The 2137-nt window shown below is 68.4% G+C and carries 1 protein-coding gene; it reads right to left on the bottom strand.

All coding sequences use genetic code 11. The annotated features are described in order from the left end of the window. The coding region (locus G5V65_RS21675) for an AAA family ATPase (RefSeq protein ID WP_165054664.1) at positions 1 to 2137 on the bottom strand (2137 nt) is incomplete at both ends.

The following is a 2137-nucleotide window of genomic DNA, read 5'->3' on the forward strand; positions in this document are numbered from 1 at the left end:
CCTCCGGGTAGACCCAGACGGCGGGGTTTTCGACCTGCAGGCAGAGCCCGGATTGGGGGCATTTGAAGTGGCTGGGCTGGACCGGACGGGCGGTTGTTGTGATCTCGCCGGTGTCTGGATCGACATGCTCGACGGGCGCGCCGAACTGCATGCCCTCGACGCAGAGATAGCCGAACCGCGACCGGGTGACGGGGAAGCCGAACCCCGAGGGGTCGCGCAGGAACTTCACGAAGCCCTTGGTCGCCAGCACGCTGAGGCGCTCGCGAATGGTGTGCTTGCTGCCCAGACCGCCACGGTTCTCGAATGTCTCGGCGAACTGCATGGCGGTGTAGAGGCGCTCACCGGCCGCCTCATCCAGCAGCATGCCGAGGATGACATCGTGCTTGCGCAGCCGTTCGGCATCGAGTTTGGCGCCGACCTCCTTGCGCACCAAGCGCTCGTTCAGCGGGTTCAACTCGACCCATTCGCCCTTCACCTTGTCGATGAGCTTGCCCGGCAGCGCGGGGCCGTTGCGCAGCTCGATCTCCAGTCTGCGAACGGTGCTGTCCTCGTCGGGCCGGTGCATGAGCAGCCCCGAGGTGTAGAACCCCCGCAGCGCGCTGGCGCCGGAGAGCGCGAGGAAGGGATCGTCCTTGACCTGGTGCTTGCTGGCCTTGCGGGTGTGGTGGGCGAGGATGACGCCCGCCTCCGGATTGACCGCCTCGCGCAGGAGCTCCACCCGGTCCTTCAGGAAGAACATCATGGCGGTGTTGTCGTTTTCACCGCCCCCCTCGGGTCCGCCATCGAAGAGATTGCGGATCGGGTCGATGACGATGATGTCGGGCGGCGCGTCCGGGAATGTGGCCCGGATCGCCTCAGCCACGCGGGCGACGCCCTCCGCGTCGAGCAGCAGCTTCAGCTTCGGCGTGGCGATGAAGGTGTCGCGTGCGGCCGCGATCACGGCGGCAGGCAACGCGATCTGCTGCATGCGCTCGCGCAGGTAGTGATACTGAATCTCGGCCTGCAGATAGAACACGCGCAGCGGCCGGGGCGGCGTGAAGCCGAGGAACGGCACGCCTGCCGCCATGTGGACGAGCCATGAGATCAGGAAGTCGCTCTTGCCGACCTTGGGCGCACCGCCCAGCACGAGGAGCCCGCCCGGCGTCAGCATGCGCGGCCCGATGATGTCCTCCGGCATCGGGCTGGTGTCATCCAGCAGCGCGCCGAGGCTGAATGTCGGCAGCGGGCTGGCAGGGGCATCGACACGGGCCGCGCGCAGGAGCGGCGGGCCGTTGCGCTTAACATGCAGCGCCCAGAGGCGCTCGGACTCGGCCTTTAGCCGATCCAGCGGCCAGGACGGGCGCAGCATGGCGGCGTTGTAGCCGCAGATCGCCTCCCAGCCTGCGAACGGGTCGAGGCGGCCTTCGTGAACCAGACGAACGTAATGGCCGATGGCGGCACTGGCCCCCTGGAACCGGGACCAGTCGTCAACCGCGCCTTCGCGCACCGGCGTGGTGAGCACCGCGTCGATGCCGGGCTTCGCGGTCGGCGCGGCAACGTCGCTGGCGAAGCCTACGCCGGGCAGCGGCGGCATCTCGGCGACCTTTTCCGCGAAATCCGCAAGGTCCACCTCGACGTCGCGATGTTCGCGGATCTGCACGAGGCGTTGATGGCCATGCTTGTGATAGACCGTGCCCGGCACCCGGATTGGCTGGTGCGCCGAGCGGAAATGCGTGTCGCCGCCGACCTTCACCGCGATCTCGCTGCGCAGGCGGCAGAGGGTGGCCAGATCCTCGCCCTCGGCCGGCTCGGTCAGTTTCCACCAGACATGGAGCTTCGCGGCGCCCTCGGGCGTGCGCCCGCCGCTTTCGATGATCAGCGTGGGCGTGCCGAGGTGGCGGGTGACATGGTCCAGCTTGGCCGGGATGTCGCCTGCGTCGAGATCGACGACGATGGCCTGCATCTGCAGCACATCGGCGGCGCGGGCCTGGCCCTGTTCCTCGACCGTGCCGGGGATGACATAGACCGCCGCCCCCTCGCGGTTCGCCCAGGCGGCGAAGGTCGCGAGTTTTCCCGGCGCGGTGTCGTCGGCCGGGATCCAGATGTTGTGCGGCTTGCCGTCCCGGCCCTGACCCTTGTCGACGAAGCCGCGGAGCGG

Origin of the sequence: Paragemmobacter kunshanensis (assembly GCF_011059185.1) — a bacterium.
Lineage (GTDB): Bacteria > Pseudomonadota > Alphaproteobacteria > Rhodobacterales > Rhodobacteraceae > Paragemmobacter > Paragemmobacter kunshanensis.